The organism is Klebsiella sp. JN_Kp122 (genome assembly GCF_040062085.1).
GTDB classification, from domain to species: Bacteria; Pseudomonadota; Gammaproteobacteria; order Enterobacterales; family Enterobacteriaceae; genus Klebsiella; species Klebsiella aerogenes.
Genome location: NZ_JBEAHW010000048.1, coordinates 133,277 through 155,757, shown reverse-complemented (window position 1 = coordinate 155,757; position 22,481 = coordinate 133,277). Strand labels below are relative to the sequence as shown.

The following is a 22,481-nucleotide window of genomic DNA, read 5'->3' as shown; positions in this document are numbered from 1 at the left end:
AGAGAAAAGCGTGAAGAACCGCACTCTGGGTAGTATTTTAATCGTTGCCGGCACCACCATTGGCGCCGGTATGTTGGCGATGCCGCTCGCTTCGGCGGGAGTCGGTTTTGGCGTCACCCTGGTATTACTGATCTCGCTGTGGGCGCTGATGTGCTATACCGCCCTGCTGCTGCTGGAAGTCTATCAGCATGTCCCTGCGGATATGGGGTTAGGCTCACTGGCGGCGCGCTATCTCGGCCGCTACGGCCAATGGGTCACCGGTTTCTGTATGCTTTTTCTGATGTATGCGCTTACGGCGGCCTATATCAGCGGCGCTGGGGAGCTGCTGGCCTCCAGTCTGAATCAGTGGCTGAACTGGAACCTACCGCCTTCTGCCGGCGTATTGCTCTTTACCGGCATTGGCGGCACAGTGGTGTGCATAGGGACTTCTCTGGTCGATCTGTTTAACCGCTTTTTATTTAGCGCCAAAATTATTTTCCTTGCGGTGATGCTGGTGCTGCTCCTGCCGCATATTCACCAGATAAATCTCCTGACTCTGCCGTTACAGCAAGGCCTGGCGCTGTCCGCTATTCCGGTGATTTTCACCTCGTTTGGTTTTCACGGTAGTATTCCCAGCATCGTTAGCTATCTGAATGGCGATATTCGTAAACTGCGCCGCGTCTTTATCATCGGTAGCTTTATTCCACTGGTCGCCTATATTTTCTGGCAACTCGCCACGCTTGGCAGCATCGACTCTCCGGCCTTTACCGCCGTGCTGGCGCAGAATTCCGGCCTGAACGGCCTGCTGGCAGCAATCCGCGACGTTGTCGCCTCGCCGCATGTAGAGGTGGCGGTACATCTGTTCGCCGACTTCGCTCTGGCGACGTCTTTCCTCGGCGTCGCATTGGGTTTGTTTGATTACCTGGCAGATTTGTTCCAGCGTAAAAACACCCCTGCCGGACGTATACAGAGCGGCGTCATCACTTTCCTGCCGCCGCTGGCTTTCGCCCTGTTCTATCCGCGAGGTTTCGTGATGGCGCTGGGCTACGCCGGCGTGGCGCTCGCCGTACTGGCGCTGATGTTGCCATCATTATTAGTAATGAAAAGCCGAAAACTGCACCCACAGGCAACCTGGCGTGTTCCGGGCGGCTCGATTGCGCTCTGGCTGGTATTGGGCTGTGGAGTGGCGATAGTGGCCATTCAATTCTGCATTGTGGCAGGATTATTACCCGCTGTGGGGTAAACAAAAGGGGCCTGGTTGGCCCCTTTTGTTATTTAGCTAAACAACACTGCTTATACTTTTTGCCGCTACCGCAGGGGCAAGGATCATTACGCCCCACCTTGGTCTCATTTCTTACCGGTTGCTGCACGGCCGTCGGCTGAGCGTTCTCCATCCAGTAATTATATAAAGCCAGCGCGGCGGGCTTTATGCTATCAACGCTTTCGACAAATTCATCCGCGGTCAGCGTATCGAGCGCTTCGAAACGTTCTTCTGTTCCGTGCAGCGCAATGGCATCAAGCTGTGGCTGCAGTTCCGCAGGTAACGTCGACCAGTCGCAGAGGGCAACGCCACGCATATAGCCGAAGCACCACTCTTCAACAATGGTCAGTTCCTGGCCTTCAAACTCGCGGGTGCCAAACAGCGGATCAAACTGCTCCGGATAGTCAGCCAGGCGTTCAGCGATGTCGCTCATATGCTGCAGCGTCAGGTTAACGAAACGGTCGCGCTCGCGATCGTTAGCCCAGCGCGGTACATTATCCGCCCCGCCCCAGATAGCAAGCAGCCACTGCGCTGGTTCGATTTCGCTCGGCCCGGATAAGATAGCCGTTAACAGACCATCAAGTTCGGAGACATCAAGGATGGCGCCCTCGGTGGCATATTTCGACAGGATCTCATCCAGCCACTCAAGTTCACTTTCGTTCAGGGGTCCGGTTTTCATTACAGGCTCATGATGGTAGAAAAATGGCGCTTACAGTAGCGAAAATGGGAGGAGAAAACCACCCGCTCTCGCTCACACAGGTGAATTTATTAACGCCGGGCAAGCCCGGCGGCGGATCGGTTACATATCTTTAATGATATTAGCACGCATCACTTCGTATTCACTTGCGCTAATAACGCCGTCATCAAGCATTTTCTTAGCCTGTGCCAGGCGCTCTCTGACATCATCCGCGGCAGAACTCTTGCCCATCGTATTACCGCCGCTGTTGTCATCGTTCTGTTCATCACCAAAGCGGTTGCTGCCAACGGTACCACGGGTAAAAATCATCCAAATCGACATTACCAACGCGGCCAGGCCGCCCAGAGCGATCACCCATACCCATACTGCGGCTCTACCCTCTTCGACGGTAGCGGCAATACCAATCAGACCGATCAGCATAATGCCGTAGGGCGCCAGCAACCACCAGCCGGATTTGTTGAGATCGTGCAAACGACGCACCGCAACCGCGATCCCCGGAATGATAATAATTAACCCGAAGATACCGCCAACGACGGGGATCAATCCCAGGATCGCGGACAATATAAAGTTAGCAATGGTAAAAACCACATATTCCTGGCGCGCGGATCGGCCGCGGAAAGTGGCATATTTTCGAAAACAGTTCCCGTAGCTTTCAAGCAACGTGGCCATAAGATCCCTCATATATAGTTATCATTGCCATAAAGGCATCACATACCCAAAGAATATCAATACAGCGTTAACATTAACGCCAGTGATATATTACCTTAAATGGCTGGCGAATTACCTGATAAACATAGGTAAGGGAAAGGCGGTAAACTTCAGCGTAGATCCAGCTTATCCATGACCGATTTGACATCGTTAATGGCCTCCGCGGAGAGCGGGGCCAACGGTCGCGGTAAACACTCTACTTCGGCTAGTTCAAGAATAGAGGCGGCAGCGGCAATCACTTTGAGACTACCGTGCTGTCTGAACAATGCCCATAATGGCTCCAGCCGTTCGCTTAGTGCCGATGCCTGCTGCCGCTCGCCACTTAACGCTGCTGCGGTAATATTTTGGGCAATTTGCGGGAACAGACCGGCGCAAACGGAATACCACAGATTACAGCCGCCGTTTAACCCTGCCGCGGCAAAAGCGTCGCCGCTGACGCCAATACTCACTCGCTGCGGCAATCGCTGACGAAGCGTCGCCACTCTGACGCCAGCCTGGTCGGCCGGCAAACCGGGGATCTTGATTGATGCGATATTGGATAACGAAGCAATACGCTCAACAAGCGCATCAGAAAAGGCTCTGTGGGTGGTGCGCGGGTTATCATAGATACAAATAGGTAGCGACACATGGCGGTTAACCGTCTGGAACAGTGTAAACACCTCATCATCCGTCAGAGGCTGGTAGTTCAGCACCGGTAGCAGCACAGCATCCGCCCCCGCCTGCTGAGCATCCTCAGCAAGACGTAGAATCATATCCGTCGCCATCGCGCCTATCCCGACCATCATCGGGACCCCTTGCGCATGTTGTTTTGCCGCCAGGACCACCATTTTGCGCTGCTCGCGGCTCAAATAGGCGTAGCTGCCGGTTGAGCCCAGAATGCCCAGCGAATCAACTCGCGCCGAGACCAGACGTTCGATGATTTTTATTAGCGCGCGACTATCTACTTCATTGTTGCGCATCGGCGTCAGCGGAAAAGCACACAATCCGGTAAACATATTTCCCCTACTCCTGTTGCCTGGTTCGAAAATCCCGTTAAGCGTAGCAAGCACCGCAGGTTTTGTCATAGGACAAATAACGTTTATAGCACTCAGAGTCTATCTCTGCAGGTGGAGTATATTAGGAATGATGTCAGGAAATGACGCTTCGGAAATGAAAAAACCACCCGGAGGTGGTTTCACGACACTGCTTATTGCTTTGATTATTCTACTTTATCCCAATGGTACCCGGAGTGGGACTTGAACCCACACAGCGCGAACGCCGAGGGATTTTAAATCCCTTGTGTCTACCGATTCCACCATCCGGGCTCGGGATATAAAGTGGAGGCGCGTTCCGGAGTCGAACCGGACTAGACGGATTTGCAATCCGCTACATAACCGCTTTGCTAACGCGCCTTTAATACCTAAACACCCGCTACTGCCGATGCTTTTAATTTGGAGCGGGAAACGAGACTCGAACTCGCGACCCCGACCTTGGCAAGGTCGTGCTCTACCAACTGAGCTATTCCCGCATCATCAAGTAGATTAGCTAATCACTTGATTTTGTTATCGTCTGGAAGACTGTGCCGCCGTTCGATGCGTTGCATTCTACTTATCTCACGCGGTGAGTCAACGGTATTTTTCGCTACTTCGTGTCGTTTGCTGAAATTTGCGTCGAAACGATCACTGTTCAAGCAAATCGCCGCGCGCAGCGTTCAAATATTGTAACATTGACCACAGCGTCAACACCGCAGCAACCATGAACAGAACGATACCAGCCCACTCCACCCACACATTAGGCCGCCACAGCATCCAGACCAGTGCCGCCATCTGGGCCGTCGTTTTCACTTTACCAATCCATGATACGGCTACGCTGCTGCGTTTACCCAGCTCAGCCATCCACTCGCGCAGAGCAGAAATAATAATTTCACGCGCGATCATTGTCGCTGCCGGCAAAGTCACCCACCAGGTATGATAGTGTTCTGCGACCAACACCATGGCAATAGCCACCATCACCTTATCGGCAACCGGATCAAGGAAGGCGCCAAAACGAGTGCTCTGGTTCCAGCGACGCGCCAGATAGCCATCAAACCAATCGGTAACAGCGGCAACAAAGAAAATCAATGCACAGACAAAAGGCGCCCAGCTAAAAGGCAGATAGAACGCCAGCACAAAAAACGGTATCAGAATAACGCGAAACAGAGTGAGCAACGTCGGAATATTAAATCGCATGGTAACGGGTAACTGTATGTTGTAAGTGTTAATTAGCCCTATGGTGCTACAGAGCCCCTAATGTTTCAACGAGTAGTAGATCTTTTCTGCCAGTCCGTGAGATATACCCGGTACTTGTGCAATTTCCTCTACGCTGGCTTTCTGCAACCCCTGCAGACCCCCCATATATTTCAACAACATCTGTCGACGTTTCGGGCCAACACCTTCAATCGTCTCAAGTGTACTGGTACTTTTCACCTTCGCCCGTTTTTTACGATGCCCAGAGATAGCGTGATCGTGGGATTCGTCGCGAATGTGCTGGATAACATGCAGAGCAGGAGAATCCGGCGGCAGACTAAAGCCCTCACCTTCTGGCTCAAAGAATAACGTCTCCAACCCGGCTTTACGATCGCTCCCCTTCGCCACCCCCAGCAGTAGCGGATGATTTTTATCCCATGGCACATCCAGTTCGGCAAACACGGCTTTGGCCTGACCAAGCTGGCCCTTACCGCCGTCTATCAGGATAACGTCCGGGATTTTATTCTCTTCAATTGCTTTACCGTACCGGCGTCGTAATACCTGATTCATGGCCGCGTAATCATCACCAGGGGTAATACCGGTAATATTGTAGCGACGGTATTCCGCCCGTAGCGGACCATTGCTATCGAACACCACGCAGGATGCGACGGTTTGCTCCCCCATGGTATGGCTGATATCAAAGCACTCCATCCGCGTCACCGCCGGCAGCTTAAGTAGTGTCGCCAGAGCCTGCAGACGTTGGCTGACCGTTGATTGTTGCGACAGTTTGGTAGTAAGCGCAACGGCGGCGTTGGTGCGCGCCAGCTTCAGATAACGCGCGCGGTCTCCGCGGGGTTTAGTCTGCACATTCACCCGACGACCGGCCAGCTCGGACAACGAATCCGCAAGCAGGGTTTTATCGCTCAAGTTGAAATCGAGTAAAATTTCCCCCGGTAAGGTTCGCATCTGGCTGCCCTGTAGATAGAACTGCCCCACAAAGGTTTCCACTACCTCACCCAACTCAGTGCCACCCGGAACTTTCGGGAAATAACTGCGGCTACCGAGAACCTTACCCTGGCGAATAAACAGCACATGCACGCAGGCCATTCCGGCATCAAAAGCCACGCCGATAACATCCAGATCGTCACCATTATTGGAAACGAACTGTTTCTCCGTCACCCGACGTACCGCCTGGATCTGATCGCGGATGCGGGCGGCTTCTTCAAATTCAAGCGCCTGGCTGGCCTTTTCCATCCGGGCAATCAGTTGCGTCAATACCTGATCGTCTTTCCCGGCGAGAAACAGCCGCACGTATTCTACCTGCTGCTGGTACTCTTCTTCACTTACCAGTCCGGCGACGCACGGTCCTAAACAACGGCCAATTTGATATTGCAGACAGGGACGAGAGCGATTGCGGTAGACGCTATTTTCACATTGGCGAATGGGGAAAATTTTTTGCAGCAGCGCGAGCGTTTCGCGAACGGCATAGCCGTTAGGGAATGGGCCAAAATATTCGCCTTTGGCGTGTTTAGCGCCACGGTGCATCGCCAGTCGTGGATGGGTATCGCCGCTGAGGAAAATAAAGGGATAGGATTTATCGTCACGCAGCAGCACGTTATAACGCGGTTGATACAGCTTGATGTAGTTATGCTCAAGCAGCAGCGCTTCCGTTTCGGTATGGGTAACGGTCACGTCAATTTGCGCGATCAACGCCACCAGAGCCTCGGTTTTACGCGAAGCCAGGTTGCTGCGAAAATAGCTGCTAAGGCGCTTTTTCAGATCTTTTGCTTTGCCAACATAAATGACGGTACCACCAGCATCATACATACGATAGACGCCCGGTTGGCTGGTCACCGTCTTGAGGAAAGCTTTTGCGTCAAAAACATCACTCACTGACTTGCTAACGACTCCGCATTGCACAGGCCATGGCGAATTGCCAGGTGAGTTAGCTCCACATCGCCATGAATGTTTAATTTGCTGAACATTCGATAACGATAGCTATTCACCGTCTTGGGACTCAGATTTAACTGTTCTGAGATCTCATTGACCTTTTGGCCCTTAGTGATCATCAGCATAATCTGCAACTCACGTTCAGACAAACTGGCAAACGGTGATTCCGTTTTTTCCGGTTCAATCTGACTGAGCGCCATCTGTTGGGCGATATCGGAAGCGATATAACGTTGACCCGAAGCAACACAACGAATCGCATTTACCACTTCCTGCGGGGCAGCACCTTTACTTAAGTAACCGGCGGCGCCAGCCTGCATGACCTTCGCAGGCAGCGGATTTTCAGTATGCACGGTCAACATGATCACTTTGGTATCGACAATGGAGCGCGCGATTTTTCGCGTCGCTTCAAGCCCCCCAATACCAGGCATGTTCATATCCATCAGGACGACGTCCACAGGATTCGCACGGCACCACTTAACGGCATCCTCGCCGCAGCAGGCCTCACCGACAACTTTAATCCCTTTTATATCTTCCAGAATGCGTCGTATCCCTGCGCGCACTAGTTCGTGGTCATCAACAAGAAGTACGTTGATCAAAGGAATAATCTCCAGAATTAGGGATAACGCTACTGATAGTTTATCTCCCATATATTACCGGGTTTTATCGTAACTTTAAAAGCCCAAAAAGTGTCCTGAAGAAGATTTCCCTCCCATTTATGGCAATTTGTCTCCACACCAGGTGGAAACCTATACAGAACATATAGTTGGATTATGTTTCTTTTTTAACATTCACCCTACAGAAGGCGCAAAAAAAGCAACAGAACGGGTTGCGGATTAATAGGATTCGAAAGATGTAACAATAATTAACTTCCGCCAAAAGCGGCGGAAAATATTAACGATGAGCACTTAGATGAACAGATATTATTCAGTAAATTTAACCGCTCAGCGCGCAACATCAGCAACACAAATCACGCGCTCCTTTTTTTTCTACCGCTTGTGGTATACTGCGCCGCCTTAACATTTAGTATTGCGCGACAGCGCTGATAGCAAACGAGGATATCGATGAGCACACCAGATTTTTCCACTGCAGAAAATAATCAACAGTTGGCGCAGGAAGTCTCCTGCCTGAAAGCCCTGCTGACGCTAATGCTTCAGGCTATGGGTCAGGCAGATGCTGGCCGCGTGATTATTAAAATGGAAAAGCAAATCGCGCAGATGGAAGATGAGGCTCAGGCTGCCGTATTCTCCAGCACCGTTAAGCAAATTAAACAAGCTTACCGTCAGTAAGAAAGGACCGGCTGAAAGCGATCGCTGACAGCCGGTTTCACGTCTGACACGCAGAACGAGCGATTCGCTCAAATTAATCCTGTTGCGACGGCATAACAGGCAATTTGCGTTTTGTTAGGGGCGTTAAATTTCCGCTGCATATTCTTCTGATGAAAATTGACCGTATTTTCTGAAATAGACAATATCATCGCCACCTCTGCCGAGGTCTTTCCTTCTGCGGTCCATTTTAGGATCTCCAGCTCGCGCCGGCTAAACTTCATCTCCGGCGGCATCACCATTTCATCCTCCAGCCGCAGCAACGCCAGCAGGCTAAGCTCGGTCAGCGTTCTTAGACGTAACTCTAATTCGTCCTCGTGATACGGACCCGGCTGCGCATTTTTAGCAGAAACCGATAAGAAGCCCAACGCATGATTTGGCAAGGTCAGACACTGCGTCACGCCTTTATTTAAACCATGATCGCGCGCGCCATTCCACAATTCTGGGGTCTCGCAAAAAAGCTGGTCATTCCATGGTAGATGTCCACGAAGAAAATTTTCTCTGCGTAATACCGGATCAATAGCAAAATAATTCTCCGCCTGATAATGTGACATCCAGGCCTGAGGATAAGTTGATTGCAACGTCAGTTTCGGGCGTGTAAAAGGCACCGGATGGCGCACACAGAGTGCGTAGTAGTCGTATTCCAGTTCTTCTGTTTGCTGTTGGAGAAGGTTATAAACCGAATCCCCATCATGAGTTGACTGGAATTGTTGCAGCATTTCCCGCCGCCAGCTGAAAAAATCAATGTCCCTCATAACCTACCAAATAACCCCTGATTGATAATCATTATTATAAATACATAAAACTAACACATAAATCTTATTTATATGTATAAAATAACGTAGCCATCGCATTATTCGATTTTCGCTGACGATTATTTATCGAACTAAGGAAGAAAATATGTTCTGCCTCGCCAGCAACGGCGGTGATTGGCAGGTTGTCCGATCGCGGCCCCCAGCCAATTGTGAGGACCACGATGAGAGAGAAGTGTTACTGCATGAGAAATTTTTCGAGGAACTGGCGCGTACGAGGTTGCTGCGGGTTAGCAAATAGCTCTCTGGCCTTACCTTGTTCGACGATACGCCCCTGATCCATGAAAATGGCGCGGTCGGCGACATCGCGAGCGAAACTCATCTCATGGGTGACAATAACCATGGTGCGCTTTTCCTGCGCCAGTTGACGGATGGTGTTGAGTACCTCGCCCACTAACTCTGGATCCAATGCAGAAGTTGGCTCATCAAAAAGAATAACATCCGGGCGCATTGCTAACGCGCGGGCAATCGCCACACGCTGCTGCTGCCCGCCGGATAAACGACGCGGATAGCTATTCTCTTTTCCCGACAACCCTACCTTTGCCAGCAGTTCACGCGCCAGAGGAATGGCCTCGTTCTTATCTTCGCCTTTGACGATAACCGGCCCTTCAATAATATTTTCCAGCACCGTACGATGCGGGAAAAGATTGAAGTTCTGGAACACAAAGCCAACATGCTGTCGCAGACGGCGGATCAACCCTTTTTGCTGGCCAATACTACGCGAAGTATCGATAGTCACATCGCCTACGCGAATGGTACCGCTTTCGGGGTGTTCAAGCAGGTTAATGCTGCGCAACAGCGTGGTTTTACCAGAGCCGCTCGGGCCGATAATCGCCACGACCTCCCCTTCCTGAACCTCGAGATCGATACCGTGCAGCACGGTCTGCCCGTGGAATTTTTTCACCAGTTTTTTGACTTCAATCGCACTCATTTTGGATCACGCTCCTGGCGATTCAGCTGATTTTCAAAATAATTCTGCAAGGTGGATAGTACGGTCGCCATCACCCAATAGATCAGCGAGGCGGCCAGATACATCGTAAATACTTCCAGCGTACGTGAGGTAATTAACTGTGCCTGGCGGAACAGTTCCGGTACCTGAATCGTCGCCGCCAGCGAAGTATCTTTGACAAGGCTGATAAAGCTGTTAGAGAGCGGCGGCAGCGCCACGCGGGCAGCCTGCGGTAAAATAGCCCGACGCAAAGTCTGCCACGGCGTCATGCCGATACTGGCGGCGGCTTCCCACTGCCCTTTGTCTATAGAGGCAATCGCCGCGCGCAGCGTTTCCGCCGCATAGGCCGCTGTATTCAATGACAGGCCAATCATCGCCGCCGGAATCGGATCCAGCTCAATGCCGAACTGCGGCAAACCGTAATAGATCATGAACAGTTGGGCAATCAGCGGGGTGCCGCGGAAAATAGAGATATACATCCGCGCCAGCCATCTGACCGGCCAGATTGACGACATGCGCATCAGTGCGAGGATAAATCCCAGCAGCAGGCCGAAGAACATACCACCGATGCTCAGTTGTAACGTAAAAACTGCGCCCTTTAACAGGTAAGGCGCGGAGTCAATGACCAGTTGGATACTTTCTTGCATTCGATTTATTCTGCATTAGACGTGCGGATGATAAGCAAACAGCGCGGGCGCGCCACCGGTATGGATAAACAGAATCGGCCCCTCATCCTTAAAGCGGTTCTGATTAATGCCGTCAATCAGCCCGGCCATGGCCTTTCCGGTATAAACCGGATCCAGCAGGATACCTTCCAGCTGCGCCAGCAGTTTCACCGCTTTCATGCCTTCTTCATTGGGCGTACCGTATCCGGGAGCAAAATAATCATCCCACAAGGTAATCTCCGCTTTGGCCTGCAGCTCAAGACTGTTGGCAACGGCCTGCTGCAGCGTCACCACCTTAGGCAACTGGTCGGCAACGCTACGTGACACGGTCACCCCTATTAATTCTGCATTTGGCATCAGCTGTTCCAGGCCTACCGCCAACCCGGCATGAGTACCCGCGCTACCGGAGGCAACCACTACCGAAGAGATCTCCACCGCGCCTTCACATTGCTGGGCGATTTCCAGTGCGCTTTCGACATAACCTAACGCGCCAAGGGCGTTAGATCCGCCGACCGGAATGACATATGGACGGTATCCCTGAGCTTCAATACGTGTCGCCAGCTCTTCAAGCTGCGCGTTGGGATCGGTTAATGCATCACACATCTCAACCTGAGTATTGAACAGATCCAGCAGCAGGCGATTACCGTTGGTCAGATAATTTTCAGCACGCGTGCCTATCGGATTTTCCAACAACGCGACGCAGTGCAACCCCAGTTTCGCAGCCACGGCTGCCGTCTGGCGCACATGGTTCGATTGAATCGCCCCTGCGGTGATCAGCGTATCAGCGCCCTCGCGCAGCGCATCGGCGGCGAGGAACTCCAGCTTACGCAGTTTATTTCCTCCCATCGCCATGGGGGTGACATCATCGCGTTTTATAAAAATATCCCGTCCGAGATGATCGGACAGGCGTGGTAGATATTCCAGCGGCGTCGGCGCGCCAATAAACTCCAGGCGCGGAAAACGCGTTAAATTTTGTAGTGACATGGCACCTCCAGACTCAGTTATCCTTATTATGCACGCAGTTGCTGGCGAAATAAAAAAAGGCGCCGTTATCAGCGCCTTTTTTCATCTTCAGACGTTACTTAGTGACGTCAGCACCAAACCATTTTTCTGAAAGCGCCTTCAGGCTGCCATCTTTCTGCATATCTGCAATAGCGGTGTCCACCGCTTTCAGCAGATCTTCATTTCCTTTACGTAACGCCACCCCGGACTCCTGACGGGAGAATGCTTCACCGGTTACAGCCAGAGTGTTGTTCGTTTTCTTGACCAAATCCAACGCTGCCAGACGGTCAACCAAAATGGCGTCAATACGGCCTACGCGCAGGTCCTGATATTTTGTCGGGTCATCATCATAGGTGCGGATATCAACGCCCTGTACGTTCTGGCGCAACCACTCTTCATAATTGGTACCCAGACCAACGCCGACTTTTTTACCTTTCAGGTCCGCCGCGGTTTTAATCACGCCTTCGTTACCCTTTTTCACCAGCGCCTGAACACCAGAAATAGTATAAGGGGTGGAGAAGTCGTATTTTTTCTTACGCTGGTCGGAAATAGTGACCTGGTTAATCACCACATCAATACGTTTAGAATCAAGAGAAGCCAGCATGCCGTCCCATTTGGTGGGTTTGAGGTCTGCTTTCACCCCGATGTGTTTCGCCAGTTCATTGGCAAACTCAACTTCAAAACCGGTCAATTTGCCATCATCGCCTTGATAACTAAACGGCGGGTATGTACCTTCCAGGCCAACGCGTAGCGTGCCGCGCTCTTTGACCTGATTAAGCAGATTTTCAGCGGCGAAGGTTTTCACGCTTACACCAGCCATCAATGCTACGGCCATTGCGCCCATCAGCGCCTGACGACCCAGAAGTGCTAATTTCATAGATACCCCGAATATAATGAGATTTTCGTGTAGTGTAAGGCGTTTAGCAGCAGCCTACCAACATCTATCCGCTACATCTTATGCCAATTTATTATATATGCGGCCATTTAGGGTATAGCGAAAAAGCAACGAAATTATTCATATTTGCCAGTTATCTCCCATACTGCAAAGGTCAGCTTGATGACGCCAGGAGCATGGAAGATGAAAAATCCCACGTTGTTGCAATGTTTTCACTGGTATTACCCGGAAGGTGGCGAGTTATGGCGGGAAGTAGAAGCCCTTGCGCCAAATCTCAATGAAATTGGCATTAATATGATTTGGTTGCCGCCCGCCTATAAGGGCGCTTCCGGCGGTTATTCAGTTGGCTACGATAGTTACGATCTTTTCGACCTCGGTGAATTCGATCAGAAAGGATCGGTTGCCACCAAATACGGCGATAAAGCTCAGCTGTTAGCGGCGATTAATGCGCTAAAAGAACATCAAATTGCCGTACTTCTTGATGTCGTCGTAAACCACAAGATGGGCGCCGATGAGAAAGAACGCATCCGCGTACAACGCGTTGATGAACAGGACCGCACGCAAATCGCGGAAGAAATCATCGAATGTGAAGCCTGGACCCGCTATACCTTTCCGGGCCGCGGTGGCAAATATTCACAATTTATCTGGGACTATAAATGTTTTAGCGGTATCGACCATATCGAAAATCCCGATGAAGATGGCGTATTCAAAGTTGTTAATGACTACACCGGCGATGGCTGGAACGATCAGGTCGACGATGAAATGGGCAACTTCGATTATCTCATGGGCGAAAATATCGATTTCCGTAACCATGCCGTGACCGAAGAGATAAAATATTGGGCCCGCTGGGTCATTGAACAGACCGGCTGCGATGGTTTCCGCCTGGATGCCGTCAAACATATTCCGGCATGGTTTTATAAAGAGTGGATTGAGCATGTGCAGGGGGCCACCGATAAACCGCTATTTATTGTTGCCGAATACTGGTCACACGAGGTGGATAAGCTACAGCAGTACATCGACCTTGTTGACGGTAATACCATGCTGTTTGATGCGCCGCTGCAGATGAAATTCCATGAAGCCTCGCGTCAGGGCCGCGATTACGACATGAGTCAAATCTTCACCGGGACGCTGGTGGAAGCCGACCCATTCCATGCGGTCACGTTGGTCACAAATCATGACACCCAACCGCTTCAGGCGCTGGAAGCGCCGGTCGAGGCCTGGTTTAAGCCATTAGCCTATGCGCTGATTTTACTGCGTGAAAACGGTGTTCCCTCGGTATTTTACGCCGACCTGTTTGGCGCAAGTTATGAAGATACCGGCGGAGATGGCCAGACATACTCCATCGAGATGCCGGTTATCGAGCAGCTTCACGAACTCATCGATGCGCGTCAGCGTTTCGCCCACGGCGTACAAACGCTGTGGTTCGATCATCCTAACTGTATCGCCTTCAGCCGCAGCGGCACCGATGAACATCCTGGCTGCGTAGTGGTGCTCTCCAACGGCGACGATGGCGAGAAAACGTTACCGCTTGGCGAGAATTATGCCAATAAACGCTGGAAGGATTTTCTCAATAATCGACAAGAGGTTATTGAGACTGATGACGAGGGCAATGCCGTATTCACCTGTAATGCAGGCAGCGTAAGCGTGTGGGTGATTGAAGAGGTGCTTTGAGGTCAGCGGGCTGGCTTTATAGCCGGTCCGCCAACATCGATTACTGCGCGGTCGTACTCGCCGTCTGGTTCTTTTTCCAGGCCTGCTCGCATTCCGGCGTTAAGCGTTCAACACGGGTTAACGTCATTCGATCGTATTCCAGCGTGTTTCCAGTACGTTCAATAGGATAAATATCGAGGCTGCTGGTCACATTATAAACCTGATTGTCGCGGTTCATTAATTTTCCCGGCTCAGCAATTACCCGCTGCCACTGACGGCAATCGAGAGTATCTCCGTCTTTGGTAACGATAAACGTCGCAATCGCCTCAGGACTTACCATTGCGCTCTGCGGTCCCTTCGATTGCCAGAACCCTTCCAGCCCTGCCGGCGCCGGCGCTTTGACCACCGCCTCATAGGTATCAACCTGAACGCATCCGGCCAGGGTAAGCAGCGCGCCAGCCATAACAATCTTTTTCATCATCCATCCCACAAACCGATAAAAAAGTATTGTGGCATTAAAGCGTTAAGGCCGCCACCCCTGCGCGATGCTCCCGTTGCTTAGCTTCGCCGTCAATCTCAGCATTTATTCTTACCGATTATTATTAGTTGTATGAAACCTGAATGACAAATGCATTTTTTGAATAGAATACAGCCAACGCCAATTTAATAGGCTGCTCCTCCATAAGGATAATCCGAAAATAAATTACAATTCTGGCGACGACATGCCGCGACACCGGGCATTATTACTGTCAGGGTCTGTTTATTCTTTTTCTATGGCTTTACTTTGAGAATATTCCTGGCAAATTATGAGTATTATTAGCGAATAGTTTAGCTTGGCTAATGCTTTCCGCATAAAGTCAGGTGTTACAAAAATGGACTTCATCACACGGCCTGGGCCAGATGAATTATCGTTACGTGTTGATTGAGGATGGGTCATGTCAACGATTATCATGGATTTGTGCAGCTATACCCGGCTAGGTTTAACCGGATATCTGGCAAGCCGGGGAATAAAGAAGCGCGATATCATTGAGGTGCGTAGCGCACAGAGTTTGAAAGAGCGCTGCGAATCGCTGCGTCCGGCGGTTGTGTTTCTCAACGAAGACTGTTTTATACATCACGAAGAGAGCAATCAACTTATCCGCGACATCATTACCACCTACCCCGATACTCTATTTGTTATTTTTATGTCGCTGGCCAACATCCATTTTGATCACTATTTACTTGTACGCAAGAATTTACTTATCAGCTCAAAATCCCTTACGCCGAAAGACCTTGATAACATACTGGGTAATTATCTGCAGACCGATAGCGCCAATAATCTAAACCAATTACGCACCCGCATTCCCACTCTATCGCTCAGTCAGGCCGAATCGAATATGCTGCAAATGTGGATGGCCGGCCACGCTACTTCACATATTTCCAGGCAGATGAATATCAAAGCAAAAACCGTTTCGTCACATAAAGGTAATATTAAGAAAAAAATCCAGACACACAATAAACAGGTGATTTACCACATTGTTCGGTTGGCTGAAAACATTACTTCCGGCATTTACGTCAATATGCGCTGATGGCAAACTGGCGGCGATTACCGCCAGTTTCTGAATGGGGGCCTACTCTGCTTTCTCAACAAAGATGCCGTCCGGGTGCCCCACTTCATTGAAAAACCAGATCCCCAGCGGGTAATCTTCCAGCGCTACAAGATACATGGTTCCTTCACTAAACGACTCAATTGCCAGTACTACCCCCGATCGACGTGGGCCACCGTCGGTCTTTACCGTGACACGATCGTTTACCTGCATAACTCGCCTCCTCTCGTTTTGAGCCAGTGTAGAACAAAAGCTGACTTCACGCAGCGTTCAGCCAGCGCAACTGGCGTTTTTATAGACCGTCTATACTTAAAGAGGCCCTTTCAGAGCCGAGCGAGGTAGTGATGATGAAATCCGCTAAAGACCACGGTGTGATGAATACCGACGGGATTGACGTTAATGTCGATGCCCTGCTGGCGGCGATCAATGAGATTAGCGAAAGCGAAGTACATCGTAGTGAAGATGATCCGCATCATGTCAGTATCGATGGCCGTGATGAACACACATGGCGCGAGCTGGCCGAAGCCTTTGAGCTTGATATTCATGACTTTAGCGTTACTGAAGCCAATCGCTAAGCTCAGGTGAAAAAAATCCCGACTCGCAGGAGTCGGGATCAAACTTGCTAATGCAAGAAGCACTTGAAAATTCGTTACACCGGGAAATCCGATGCATGGAAGACATTATCCTCAATTATTTTGCATGACAAGAAGTATTCATGATGAGAATTATTGAGAAATGCGGCTTATATGTACAACCTATTTAATAACCCAGGCGCGACAAGGCTTGCCTGTTATCGTTCTTTTACGAACGGTATGCTTGCGCCATGCATTTTTTAAGAATTTTCCCATACCGAAGAGCAACAACGCGGCAATAAAGGTGAGCATCCTCACATTACCAGGCCCTACCCAGCCGAACAAACCCGATTACGTCCATTCTGCTTTGCCAGATACAGGCGATGATCGGCAATCGACTGCAGCTCCTCAAAGTTAAACTCATCTGATGTCTCGCTACTACTGATCCCCAGCGAGGCGCTGATCCGCAAACTAACGCTATTGTGCAACAATATCTCCCGGCTATGGATACGCAGACGAATACGCTCAGCAATCGCACGCGCTTGCGGCAGTTGGGTATTGGGTAGAACGATACAGAACTCTTCACCACCAACGCGTCCGGCAATATCCTGCTCGCGAATCTGTCCCATAATAGTACTGCCAACCAACGTCAAAACACGGTCCCCTGCCTGGTGACCATGTTTATCATTGATGCCTTTAAAATAATCCAGATCCAGCTGTATGACGGATATCGGTTGATTATTCCGCCGGCAGCTTCGGGCCGCCGCGATCGCCCGTTCAAACAGAGCGCCGCGATTTAGCAGCCGCGTTAATGCGTCATGCCAGGCCTGCCACTCAAGGGACGCCTGCAACACGCTCATGTTGATGACCATACGGCGAATAACCCCCCACGACACAATCAACATGAGGGTAAACATTAACCACATCAGGGTCAGTGCGATGGAAATCGTCCCGAAATCACCACGCACTCCTTCCTTCAAAGTATGAATATGCAACAGTACGCCGTCAAAGTTGCGGATCTTTTCCCAACTGATATAGCGAGTTAACTGACGTATGCCGCCATGGTTATCATTGGTCAACGCATAACGAAGTTGTTCTTGTTCCTTTGGCGAGAGCGGCGTCAGGACATCATCCGGCGCCGAAGAGGCGAGCAAATTGAGCTGCTTGTCATACAGTTGATACTCGCCCATTTGCCCTCCTTTTACCGCACTGACCAGAAAATTCTGCAGGTCGCGGATGGAAAAATCCATCGCCAGCACCCCCAGCCAGTAGTGCTCATAATCAAGAGGGATCGAGGCCGTAACCACCTGCGGTTGCGTATACCCGTCTTCTTGTTGAGTCGTTTGCCAGAGGATCCCTCGCCCTGGATTATCACGCTGGGTTTGCCGCATAAACCATGCTGACCCCGTATCTCGCGAGAACTGCGCCAGCACCTGGCTGGAACTGCGCGGGGCATCGGTAGTGGTATAAAACCCGCTGCGAGAAACGTAGGACATACGCTCGCTGAAAATTCTGTTGTTATTGGTCAAACGCAGAAGATAGCCCAGCTCAAGGGTAGCCATCAGTTCATTGCTGGCCTGAGGATTATTACGCGACAACAGATCATCAGCGTCGACAAAAGAATCTGAAACCCCGTATACCGTCAGAGTACGCCGGTTGTTTAGCTCGACTGACCAGATGGGATCATGACGTTTACTGATGTACTCCTGTTCGGCCCGGCGCAGAATGGCGAAATCCAGCGGATTCTCCAGTGCTGATTGCATGCTGTTGCGAAAAAAGAGCAGACGATTGAGATTAAATTGCAACAGCCCATCCATTTCATGGGCCACGTTCTCAAGATTATTACGTTGGTTGGCGACGTAGGCTTCTTCCAGTACGCGGATTTCTCGCCAGATGAGCAACGTTGAAAAGAACAGCACCACGATGAAACAGATATTGACCACTCGCCCCGGATTGAAGAGGCGATGAAACTTTTTTGGCCAGAGCGGCTTATCCATTATTTACTCGCAGTACGGTCAAAGAAACCAACAACATCAACGCTCCTTGTCCGAACGTAATCAATATTAAAAGCGCCCGCACCAGCGGGCGCTGCACATCTAATTATGCTGCGAATGTTGCCCTTCGCCGCGGACCAACTCATCTTCACGGAAGGCTTCACGCTGTACGACCTGTCCGTCATACCACCGGCACTCGACCATATCGTCGGCAATGCCGGTGACGACCATTCGCGGCCCGCCGTTTTTTCGTCTGACTTCATCACTGACCAACAAGACCATTTTTGCCTCCGGTATCAGGAAGAAACTGTTTCACCTTAGACGACCCCGGCCCATTTTGCGTAGCCGGCGCAGGGATTTATTTCGCTTTACCGCGTAACGCGGTGATAGCTTTAACGACGCCAAAGACGATAGCGCCAATGATAAATCCTAGCACCAGATTAGCGGCCACAGGCAATGTGGATGCCAGCATTCCGCTTAGCCCATGGGCAAAATTCTCGATGAAATGATGCAGCGGCGCTACGCCGTGAACCACGATACCGCCGCCAACCAGAAACATCGCCAGGGTACCGACGAAAGTCAGAATTTTCATCAATCGCGGCGCGATGGCCAGGAGCGCTTTTCCAACCCACTGCGTCAGTGCGCTTTTCTTCTCCGCCAGCCAATATCCCATGTCATCGAGCTTAACAATGACGCCCACCAGGCCATAAACCCCAACGGTCACGAGAATGGCGATGCCGGATAAAATCAGGATCTGATTAAGCAATGGCGCATCAGCTACAATACCCAGGGTAATCGCGACGATTTCGGCTGATAAGATAAAGTCGGTACGGATCGCCCCTTTTACTTTATCGCGCTCAAAGGCCTGCGGATCCTGGGCTGCAAGCGTTTCCAGCCGCTGCTGGCGCAATTTCGGATCCTCCTTATTCTTGCGCGCGTGCAGGTTATGCAGCACTTTTTCAAAGCCTTCAAAGCAGAGAAATGCGCCGCCCAGCATCAATAGCGGCGTAATGGCCCAGGGAATAAAGGCGCTGATGAGTAACGCCAGCGGCACCAGAATCACTTTATTCAGGAACGAGCCTTTTGCCACTCCCCATACCACCGGGAGCTCGCGGTTAGCTCTTACGCCTGTGACCTGCTGCGCATTGAGAGAAAGATCATCGCCCAGTACGCCAGCCGTTTTCTTGGCCGCCAGTTTTCCCATGACGGAGATATCGTCCAGCAGCGTGGCAATATCGTCCAATAAGGTTAAAAGACTACTTCCCGCCAAAATGTGCTTCCTTCAATTTCTGTTTATGAAACATAGAGTATGAGGCAAAAGTGCCCTCTCGCCCAGAGATGTCATTAGTCAACAAAAATATAACAAAAAAAGCACATTGAAAGCGCTCGCCAGCACGTTAGTTTTCACGTTAACTATATGTTCCCTTTCTATCTCTTTTCGTCGCGAGGAAGTATGTCTACCCGTCAGCTGTTACCCCTTATCGGCGCGCTGTTTGCGCTGTATATCATTTGGGGTTCAACCTATTTTGCTATCGCTATTGGCGTTGCCAGCTGGCCGCCGTTGATGATGGCCGGGATCCGCTTTCTCTCTGCCGGCGGCGTGTTGCTTATCTATTTACTGGCCACCGGCCATAAACTCCCGGCCCGCCGGCCGCTACTTAATGCGGCCCTAATAGGCATCCTGTTGCTTGCCGTCGGCAATGGCTTCGTCACCCTTGCAGAACATCAGCATGTACCATCAGGCATCGCAGCGGTGATGGTCGCCACCGTACCGCTGTTTACGCTCTGCTTCAGCCGTTTTTTTGGCATTGCTACGCGCAAGCTGGAATGGTTCGGTATTGCGATCGGTCTGGCGGGAATAGTGATGCTCAATAGCGGCGGCAACCTCAGTGGCAATCCCTGGGGCGCATTGCTGATTCTGATTGGTTCCCTGAGCTGGGCGTTTGGCTCGGTTTACGGTTCCCGTATTGAATTACCAACCGGGATGATGGCGGGTGCTATTGAAATGCTGGCGGCAGGGATGGTGCTTTCCGCAGCATCCTGGTTCTCAGGCGAAAAACTCGCTCAAATGCCCTCCTGGTCTGGAATATTTGCCGTTGCGTATCTGGCCATTTTTGGCTCGCTTATCGCCATCAACGCCTATATGTATCTGATACGTAACGTAACGCCGGCGGTTGCTACCAGCTATGCCTATGTCAATCCGGTTGTCGCCGTGCTGCTGGGGACCGGATTTGGCGGCGAAAGTCTCTCATTTATCGAATGGCTGGCGCTGGCGGTGATTATTTTCGCGGTCGTGTTGGTGACGCTGGGTAAATATCTCTTCCCTGCCCGCTCCACCGTTACGCCTTGTCAATCGGATCGATAAAACCAATGCCCTGAGTGTCGATCTGCGCGCAATTTCCACCGCCGCAGATCCACTCCTCCATACGATCGCATAAAGCCTCATCGCTTAATTTCTGCCGCCCGCGGAGCGCGCACTCCCAGACAATCAGCACCCGCCAGCCTTGTGCTAACAACATCACCAGGTCGCGGCGATCGCGCTGCACGTTAGCGCCAATTTTTTTCAGCCAGAAATCGGTACGGGTCGCCGGTACTTTAAACAGATAACAGTGATGATGATGCCAAAAGCAGCCATGGGTGAAAATAACGCAGCGGTAGTCAGACAGCAGAAAATCAGGCCGCCCCGGTAGCGATGCCTCCTGAACGCGAAAAGTGAATCCGGCCTGCGTTAGCAGCGCCGCCAGCCGCTTCTCAATTGCCGTATCGCGGGTCGCAATAGCGCGCATATTTTTACTACGGGTGGCCTTATCATGAACGTCCGCCATCGCTATCTCCTGCAACGCGCCGCTTTACCGCCTCGGAAATTCGCGGCACCAGCAGCTTCGCTACCGCGGCAAACACCGGAACAATCACCGAGTTGCCGAACTGGCGATAGGCCTGGGTATCGGAAACCGGAATACGAAAACGGTATTCTCCCGGGGCTTCGAACCCCATCAACCGTGCGCATTCACGCGGCGTTAAACGCCGCGGGCGGCGCTGTTGATTTTGTGGATCGTCAAAGTGCTTTTCGCCCAATGGCTTATCCCAACCGCGATCGACCAGAATCTCAGCGCCATCTTTGTAGTAGCGCGCCGAAAGCGTTCGCGCAACGCTGCCTGGATTGGTCGGGTCGACCAGACCGTAGCCAAAACCGTTGCCACGCGCCTGGTGTTTACGCGCGTAACGGTAGAGATATTTCCATAAAACCGGCGTCAGGATGAATTTAGCATCGACGGTAGGATCCAATAACTCGCCAAAGGTCGGCCGCTGCGGCGGGTACAGGCTGGCGATATCGCGCAGCGTAAATCCTTCATGCAATTGTAAATCGCGACGGAAACCCACCAGCACGATACGCTCACGGTGTTGGGGTAAGAAATGACGCCCATCGATCACTTTTGGATCATCGACGCCCGCATGATCGGCATCCGCCACCTCATAGCCTAGTTCATCCAGCGTCTGCATGATAATACGGAAGGTTCTTCCTTGATCGTGGCTCTTCAGATTCTTGACGTTTTCCAGCACGAAGATCGGCGGACGGCGGGCGGCAATAATTCTAACGACATCAAAAAACAGCGTTCCCTGAGTTTCACAGGCAAAACCATGAGCGCGCCCCATGGCATTTTTCTTGGATACTCCCGCGAGCGAAAAAGGCTGACAGGGGAAGCCCGCGAGCAGTACATCATGTTGCGGGATCGCCTCACGGATAGACTTCGCCGCCTCTTCATCACTGATATCGGCGCGCTGGCTGAGAGTGATTTCGCGGATATCGGCGTTAAAGCTGTGCTCTTGCGGATCGCAATACCAGTTAGCTTTATAGGTACGTACGGCGTGTTTATTCCACTCGCTGGTAAATACGCACTGCCCACCAATAGCTTCAAAGCCGTGACGAATGCCGCCGATGCCGGCGAAGAGATCGATAAAACGAAAGGCATAGTCCGGATGATGGCGCGGCGGGGCCGGTAACAGGCTCGCCAGATGAGCGCACTCCGCGTTAGTCAATCTACTTGCCGCACGGCTCACCGTCGCCACCCGTTTGAGTATCGCCGGGCTCCAGTGCTGGTCGCCAACCGCGACCAGCTGTGCGACCAGGGTTTTGACATCATATATCGTCATCAACTGGCGCAACAACGCCTGCGCGTGTTCCCCTGACGGTAAAGACAGGAGGTTTTCTTGGGATAAATTTTGCGGCATAACCT

24 protein-coding genes and 3 tRNA genes are annotated in these 22,481 nt (G+C 51.4%); 6 read left to right on the top strand and 21 right to left on the bottom strand.

Annotation, left to right across the window (positions count from 1 at the left end; genetic code table 11):
* Positions 1-10 precede the first annotated feature (10 nt).
* Positions 11-1,222, top strand: a complete 1,212-nt coding sequence (gene tyrP / locus ABLU78_RS23265; protein WP_048228950.1) for a tyrosine transporter TyrP — start codon at positions 11-13, stop codon at positions 1,220-1,222.
* A gap of 28 nt (positions 1,223-1,250) precedes the next feature.
* Here the strand turns inward: tyrP and ABLU78_RS23260 are convergent, their stop codons facing one another.
* The 9 genes from ABLU78_RS23260 to uvrY form a co-directional block, all read right to left on the bottom strand.
* Entirely contained in the window at positions 1,251-1,919 is a 669-nt protein-coding gene (locus ABLU78_RS23260; protein ID WP_015705973.1) for a YecA family protein, read from the bottom strand.
* A 120-nt stretch (positions 1,920-2,039) separates the two neighbouring features.
* On the bottom strand, positions 2,040-2,606 hold the full coding sequence (locus tag ABLU78_RS23255; protein WP_015705974.1) for a DUF805 domain-containing protein: 567 nt from the start codon (positions 2,604-2,606) through the stop codon (positions 2,040-2,042).
* Positions 2,607-2,755: 149 nt separating this feature from the next.
* The gene (locus tag ABLU78_RS23250) at positions 2,756-3,640 is read right to left on the bottom strand and encodes a dihydrodipicolinate synthase family protein (protein ID WP_048228953.1); all 885 of its coding nucleotides are present in this window, start codon (positions 3,638-3,640) and stop codon (positions 2,756-2,758) included.
* 222 nt (positions 3,641-3,862) lie between these two features.
* Positions 3,863-3,949 (bottom strand) — tRNA-Leu (locus tag ABLU78_RS23245).
* A gap of 13 nt (positions 3,950-3,962) precedes the next feature.
* A tRNA-Cys gene (locus ABLU78_RS23240) sits at positions 3,963-4,036 on the bottom strand.
* A 40-nt stretch (positions 4,037-4,076) separates the two neighbouring features.
* Positions 4,077-4,152, bottom strand: a tRNA-Gly gene (locus ABLU78_RS23235).
* 151 nt (positions 4,153-4,303) lie between these two features.
* Positions 4,304-4,852 carry a CDP-diacylglycerol--glycerol-3-phosphate 3-phosphatidyltransferase gene (gene pgsA / locus ABLU78_RS23230; protein WP_015365912.1) on the bottom strand — a complete coding sequence of 183 codons (549 nt, stop codon included), beginning with the start codon at positions 4,850-4,852 and terminating at the stop codon, positions 4,304-4,306.
* Between the two features lie 57 nt (positions 4,853-4,909).
* Positions 4,910-6,742 carry an excinuclease ABC subunit UvrC gene (uvrC, locus tag ABLU78_RS23225; protein WP_015705977.1) on the bottom strand — a complete coding sequence of 611 codons (1,833 nt, stop codon included), beginning with the start codon at positions 6,740-6,742 and terminating at the stop codon, positions 4,910-4,912.
* Complete coding sequence (gene uvrY, locus ABLU78_RS23220; RefSeq protein WP_015705978.1) at positions 6,739-7,395, bottom strand: UvrY/SirA/GacA family response regulator transcription factor; 657 nt, start codon at positions 7,393-7,395, stop codon at positions 6,739-6,741. The genes uvrC and uvrY overlap by 4 nt, the downstream gene beginning before the upstream one ends.
* Before the next feature lie 465 nt (positions 7,396-7,860).
* Here uvrY and ABLU78_RS23215 point away from each other — a divergent pair, with 465 nt between their 5' ends.
* Positions 7,861-8,085 (top strand): DUF2594 family protein, encoded by a 225-nt coding sequence (locus ABLU78_RS23215; protein ID WP_015365908.1) that lies wholly within the window; start codon positions 7,861-7,863, stop codon positions 8,083-8,085.
* A 68-nt stretch (positions 8,086-8,153) separates the two neighbouring features.
* Here ABLU78_RS23215 and sdiA read toward each other — a convergent pair whose 3' ends face one another.
* The 5 genes from sdiA to tcyJ all read right to left on the bottom strand — a co-directional run bounded on the left by sdiA (position 8,154) and on the right by tcyJ (position 12,426).
* Entirely contained in the window at positions 8,154-8,876 is a 723-nt protein-coding gene (sdiA, locus tag ABLU78_RS23210) for a transcriptional regulator SdiA (RefSeq protein ID WP_020078446.1), read from the bottom strand.
* A gap of 235 nt (positions 8,877-9,111) precedes the next feature.
* Complete coding sequence (tcyN, locus tag ABLU78_RS23205) at positions 9,112-9,864, bottom strand: L-cystine ABC transporter ATP-binding protein TcyN (RefSeq protein WP_048228956.1); 753 nt, start codon at positions 9,862-9,864, stop codon at positions 9,112-9,114.
* Positions 9,861-10,529 carry a cystine ABC transporter permease gene (gene tcyL, locus ABLU78_RS23200; RefSeq protein WP_015705981.1) on the bottom strand — a complete coding sequence of 223 codons (669 nt, stop codon included), beginning with the start codon at positions 10,527-10,529 and terminating at the stop codon, positions 9,861-9,863. The genes tcyN and tcyL overlap by 4 nt, the downstream gene beginning before the upstream one ends.
* Before the next feature lie 15 nt (positions 10,530-10,544).
* Positions 10,545-11,531, bottom strand: a complete 987-nt coding sequence (dcyD, locus tag ABLU78_RS23195) for a D-cysteine desulfhydrase (protein WP_048228958.1) — start codon at positions 11,529-11,531, stop codon at positions 10,545-10,547.
* Between the two features lie 94 nt (positions 11,532-11,625).
* The gene (tcyJ, locus tag ABLU78_RS23190; protein ID WP_015365902.1) at positions 11,626-12,426 is read right to left on the bottom strand and encodes a cystine ABC transporter substrate-binding protein; all 801 of its coding nucleotides are present in this window, start codon (positions 12,424-12,426) and stop codon (positions 11,626-11,628) included.
* A gap of 201 nt (positions 12,427-12,627) precedes the next feature.
* Between tcyJ and amyA the strand changes: the two genes are divergently transcribed.
* Positions 12,628-14,115, top strand: a complete 1,488-nt coding sequence (gene amyA / locus ABLU78_RS23185; protein WP_015705982.1) for an alpha-amylase — start codon at positions 12,628-12,630, stop codon at positions 14,113-14,115.
* 40 nt (positions 14,116-14,155) lie between these two features.
* On the opposite strand, the gene yedD is transcribed toward amyA, so the two are convergent.
* A complete protein-coding gene (gene yedD / locus ABLU78_RS23180) occupies positions 14,156-14,575 on the bottom strand; it encodes a lipoprotein YedD (RefSeq protein ID WP_026612265.1) in 420 nt (139 codons plus the stop codon).
* A gap of 454 nt (positions 14,576-15,029) precedes the next feature.
* Between yedD and rcsA the strand changes: the two genes are divergently transcribed.
* The gene (rcsA, locus tag ABLU78_RS23175; RefSeq protein WP_015365899.1) at positions 15,030-15,662 is read left to right on the top strand and encodes a transcriptional regulator RcsA; all 633 of its coding nucleotides are present in this window, start codon (positions 15,030-15,032) and stop codon (positions 15,660-15,662) included.
* Positions 15,663-15,704: 42 nt separating this feature from the next.
* Here the strand turns inward: rcsA and dsrB are convergent, their stop codons facing one another.
* Entirely contained in the window at positions 15,705-15,893 is a 189-nt protein-coding gene (gene dsrB, locus ABLU78_RS23170; protein ID WP_015365898.1) for a protein DsrB, read from the bottom strand.
* Between the two features lie 134 nt (positions 15,894-16,027).
* Here dsrB and yodD point away from each other — a divergent pair, with 134 nt between their 5' ends.
* On the top strand, positions 16,028-16,255 hold the full coding sequence (yodD, locus tag ABLU78_RS23165) for a YodD family peroxide/acid resistance protein (protein WP_032705990.1): 228 nt from the start codon (positions 16,028-16,030) through the stop codon (positions 16,253-16,255).
* 326 nt (positions 16,256-16,581) lie between these two features.
* Here yodD and dgcQ read toward each other — a convergent pair whose 3' ends face one another.
* The 3 genes from dgcQ to ABLU78_RS23150 all read right to left on the bottom strand — a co-directional run bounded on the left by dgcQ (position 16,582) and on the right by ABLU78_RS23150 (position 19,516).
* Positions 16,582-18,249 carry a cellulose biosynthesis regulator diguanylate cyclase DgcQ gene (gene dgcQ, locus ABLU78_RS23160; RefSeq protein ID WP_015365896.1) on the bottom strand — a complete coding sequence of 556 codons (1,668 nt, stop codon included), beginning with the start codon at positions 18,247-18,249 and terminating at the stop codon, positions 16,582-16,584.
* A 99-nt stretch (positions 18,250-18,348) separates the two neighbouring features.
* A complete protein-coding gene (locus tag ABLU78_RS23155; RefSeq protein WP_015365895.1) occupies positions 18,349-18,528 on the bottom strand; it encodes a DUF2158 domain-containing protein in 180 nt (59 codons plus the stop codon).
* Between the two features lie 76 nt (positions 18,529-18,604).
* Positions 18,605-19,516, bottom strand: coding sequence for a DUF808 family protein (locus tag ABLU78_RS23150; RefSeq protein ID WP_048228964.1), 912 nt, complete (start codon positions 19,514-19,516; stop codon positions 18,605-18,607).
* Between the two features lie 183 nt (positions 19,517-19,699).
* On the opposite strand from ABLU78_RS23150, the gene yedA reads away from it, so the two are divergent.
* A complete protein-coding gene (gene yedA / locus ABLU78_RS23145) occupies positions 19,700-20,611 on the top strand; it encodes a drug/metabolite exporter YedA (protein WP_015365893.1) in 912 nt (303 codons plus the stop codon).
* Here yedA and ABLU78_RS23140 read toward each other — a convergent pair.
* Entirely contained in the window at positions 20,586-21,071 is a 486-nt protein-coding gene (locus ABLU78_RS23140) for a very short patch repair endonuclease (protein WP_348820668.1), read from the bottom strand. The genes yedA and ABLU78_RS23140 overlap by 26 nt on opposite strands.
* Entirely contained in the window at positions 21,055-22,476 is a 1,422-nt protein-coding gene (locus tag ABLU78_RS23135; protein WP_048228970.1) for a DNA cytosine methyltransferase, read from the bottom strand. The genes ABLU78_RS23140 and ABLU78_RS23135 overlap by 17 nt, the downstream gene beginning before the upstream one ends.
* Positions 22,477-22,481: the final 5 nt, after the last annotated feature.

Coding starts and splice junctions, on each gene's coding strand:
- ABLU78_RS23260 (WP_015705973.1), bottom strand. CDS start 1,919: ATGAAAACCGGACCCCTGAACGAAAGTGAACTTGAGTGGCTGGATGAG.
- ABLU78_RS23255 (WP_015705974.1), bottom strand. CDS start 2,606: ATGGCCACGTTGCTTGAAAGCTACGGGAACTGTTTTCGAAAATATGCC.
- ABLU78_RS23250 (WP_048228953.1), bottom strand. CDS start 3,640: ATGTTTACCGGATTGTGTGCTTTTCCGCTGACGCCGATGCGCAACAAT.
- pgsA (WP_015365912.1), bottom strand. CDS start 4,852: ATGCGATTTAATATTCCGACGTTGCTCACTCTGTTTCGCGTTATTCTG.
- ABLU78_RS23215 (WP_015365908.1), top strand. CDS start 7,861: ATGAGCACACCAGATTTTTCCACTGCAGAAAATAATCAACAGTTGGCG.
- sdiA (WP_020078446.1), bottom strand. CDS start 8,876: ATGAGGGACATTGATTTTTTCAGCTGGCGGCGGGAAATGCTGCAACAA.
- tcyN (WP_048228956.1), bottom strand. CDS start 9,864: ATGAGTGCGATTGAAGTCAAAAAACTGGTGAAAAAATTCCACGGGCAG.
- tcyL (WP_015705981.1), bottom strand. CDS start 10,529: ATGCAAGAAAGTATCCAACTGGTCATTGACTCCGCGCCTTACCTGTTA.
- dcyD (WP_048228958.1), bottom strand. CDS start 11,531: ATGTCACTACAAAATTTAACGCGTTTTCCGCGCCTGGAGTTTATTGGC.
- tcyJ (WP_015365902.1), bottom strand. CDS start 12,426: ATGAAATTAGCACTTCTGGGTCGTCAGGCGCTGATGGGCGCAATGGCC.
- amyA (WP_015705982.1), top strand. CDS start 12,628: ATGAAAAATCCCACGTTGTTGCAATGTTTTCACTGGTATTACCCGGAA.
- yedD (WP_026612265.1), bottom strand. CDS start 14,575: ATGATGAAAAAGATTGTTATGGCTGGCGCGCTGCTTACCCTGGCCGGA.
- rcsA (WP_015365899.1), top strand. CDS start 15,030: ATGTCAACGATTATCATGGATTTGTGCAGCTATACCCGGCTAGGTTTA.
- dsrB (WP_015365898.1), bottom strand. CDS start 15,893: ATGCAGGTAAACGATCGTGTCACGGTAAAGACCGACGGTGGCCCACGT.
- yodD (WP_032705990.1), top strand. CDS start 16,028: ATGAAATCCGCTAAAGACCACGGTGTGATGAATACCGACGGGATTGAC.
- dgcQ (WP_015365896.1), bottom strand. CDS start 18,249: ATGGATAAGCCGCTCTGGCCAAAAAAGTTTCATCGCCTCTTCAATCCG.
- ABLU78_RS23155 (WP_015365895.1), bottom strand. CDS start 18,528: ATGGTCTTGTTGGTCAGTGATGAAGTCAGACGAAAAAACGGCGGGCCG.
- yedA (WP_015365893.1), top strand. CDS start 19,700: ATGTCTACCCGTCAGCTGTTACCCCTTATCGGCGCGCTGTTTGCGCTG.
- ABLU78_RS23140 (WP_348820668.1), bottom strand. CDS start 21,071: ATGGCGGACGTTCATGATAAGGCCACCCGTAGTAAAAATATGCGCGCT.
- ABLU78_RS23135 (WP_048228970.1), bottom strand. CDS start 22,476: ATGCCGCAAAATTTATCCCAAGAAAACCTCCTGTCTTTACCGTCAGGG.